Consider the following 2,321-nt stretch of genomic DNA (forward strand, 5'->3'; position numbering starts at 1 on the left):
TGTTGCCCACGCGCCTTCTCTTCTAGCAAACCTTGCTCTGCGGTTAATAAATTGGCTTGAGCAGATTTAACTTCAGCCTGATGATCTCTGTCGTCTAGTTTTAAAAGTACATCGCCTTTTTCAAAAAAACCGCCTTCTCTAAAGTCATCACTTACTTCAATTATTTGCCCAGATGCCTGAGCCACTAACAAACTTTGTGTACGTGGTTTTACCGTACCGTAGCTGTCTATCATAACTTGATAATTTTGTGGTTTTAGCTCAAGCGCAGCCACACTTATTGATGCCTTCGGAGGTGTCCCAAAGCGTTTAGCCTCTGGTGGATTCCCCTTAATAAACATAACAATTAAAATTGTGGCAACAATAACCACCGCTGGAATAATAATTTTTGCTGTTTTAGTTTTCATCGTTATTGCTCTTTAGTTCACTTGAGGGCTTTGCAAAATCACCACCAAGGGCAATGTGTAGGTTAATTCTATTGGCTATTAATTGGTTTTTAATATCGATTAAGGAGCTTTGCGCGTCAAAAGAACGGTCTTGGGCATCAAGCACTGTCGTGTAAGTTACCAAGCCACTTTGATACTGCTCAAACGACAATTGCTCTGCAGCAAGTGCGTTTTCTTGTGCCTCTAACGTGCTTGTATATTGAGCTTTGAGGGACTGCTGCTGCGAAATTGCATTTTCAACATCACCAAATGCGTCATAAAGCGTTTGTAAATAAAGCAGCTCTTGCTTTTGAGTATTAAGACGCGCTATTTCTTCGTTGGCTTTTAAGCGCCCACCTTCAAAAAGTGGCGCTGAAATACTACCTAACAAAGACCATGCAAGGCTTGATGGAGAAAACAAGTCGCTTACTCTGTCTGTACTATCACTTAATGAAGCAGTTAAATCTAAACTTGGAAAGCGTTGTTTGTGCGCATATGCCAATGATGCATCGGCTGCTAAAAGCTCATACCAACTTGCACGTAGAGTAGGTTTTCGCGTTATAAGCTCAGAAGGTAATCCTAGAGGAATATCGGTATTAATAACAGGTAAGTCACTACTAGCAGTAATAGCGCCTTTTGGGTATTCACCAAGTAAACGCTCAAGTACACGTGCTGATGCCGATAAACTCGCTTTTTGAGTGGCAATGCGAGAGCGTTCATTATTAAGCTCATTACGCGCTAAATACACATCGAGCGCTTCGTTTATGCCTTGGCGATAGCCAGCTTCAATAATATCGAGATTTTGTTGTGAGTTGGCTTCGCGACGTTTAAATAAATCCAGTAATTGCTGCGCCGTAACCACATCAAACCAACCTGTTACCACATCAGCAACAAGTTGCTGTTTAGCTTGCTCAAACCGTGCCTGCTGAGCTAAATAGTTAAGATTAGCTTCGCGCTTGGCGTCAGAGAGCTTACCCCATAAATCAACCTCGTAAGTTAAGTTTAAACTAGCTGAGCTTGCGTTGTCGTAACTTACAGGGCGGTTGTCTTTACTACGGCTTGTACGTGTTGATAAATCGAGGCTTGGCCAAAGTGCAGCACCCGAGACTATAAGTTGCTGCTTTTGAATTTCAACATCATAACTCGTTTGCAAAAGCTGTTGGTTATTTTTAAGTGCTTGTTGTACAAATTTATTAAGCGTAGGATTTTGTAATTGTGTAAGCCATTGCTCTTGTATTTTTAATACTGAGCTTGATGCTTCTTGCTGCCATTGCTGAGGCATATTATTAGGGACTTGCATGCGCTGAGACGAGTTTAAATCACTCGCACAGCCGCTGAGCAGCATCACACTAATTGCCAGTAGGGTTGGCTTGCATTGCCAAATCATAATTAAACCTAAATTACTGCTATTTATGAACGTAATTCAAGCACTTTGGCAAATTTTGCTCAACTTACTTTACATAACATTACATAGCTAGCGATGAATTAACATAATAGCCAGTTATACGGTAAAAATGAGTAAATGATCAGCAATTTTTAATACTAAAATTAACTTTTTGTAATGTGTTTAAGAGATTAACTATACAAAAACAAAAAAGCCCCGCTATAAGCGAGGCTTTTAAATAAATGGTGCCGACTAACGAAGTCGAACGGATAACTTATACAGACTACTGATTACAAGTCAGCTGCTTCAAGTTACCTAAAATAAATGGTGCCGACTAACCGAGTCGAACGGATAACTTATACAGACTACTGATTACAAGTCAGTTGCTTCAAGTTACCTAAAATAAATGGTGCCGACTAACCGAGTCGAACGGATAACTTATACAGACTACTGATTACAAGTCAGTTGCTTCAAGTTACCTAAAATAAATGGTGCCGACTAACCGAGTCGAACGG

Annotated in this window: 1 protein-coding gene and 1 pseudogene; both read right to left on the bottom strand. The window is 40.3% G+C overall.

The genetic code is table 11. The features are described from left to right. Nucleotides 1–404 (bottom strand): annotated as a pseudogene (locus L652_RS0111290) (efflux RND transporter periplasmic adaptor subunit); the annotation flags it as partial. Further along, nucleotides 394–1,809: a TolC family protein gene (locus tag L652_RS0111295; RefSeq protein WP_024594906.1), complete on the bottom strand. Its 1,416-nt coding sequence runs from the start codon at nucleotides 1,807–1,809 to the stop codon at nucleotides 394–396. The gene L652_RS0111295 and the pseudogene L652_RS0111290, both read right to left, overlap by 11 nt. Nucleotides 1,810–2,321: the final 512 nt, after the last annotated feature.

Source organism: Pseudoalteromonas sp. TB25 (assembly GCF_000497995.1).
Classification (GTDB): Bacteria; Pseudomonadota; Gammaproteobacteria; order Enterobacterales; family Alteromonadaceae; genus Pseudoalteromonas; species Pseudoalteromonas distincta.

Coding starts and splice junctions, on each gene's coding strand:
- L652_RS0111295 (WP_024594906.1), bottom strand. CDS start 1,809: ATGATTTGGCAATGCAAGCCAACCCTACTGGCAATTAGTGTGATGCTG.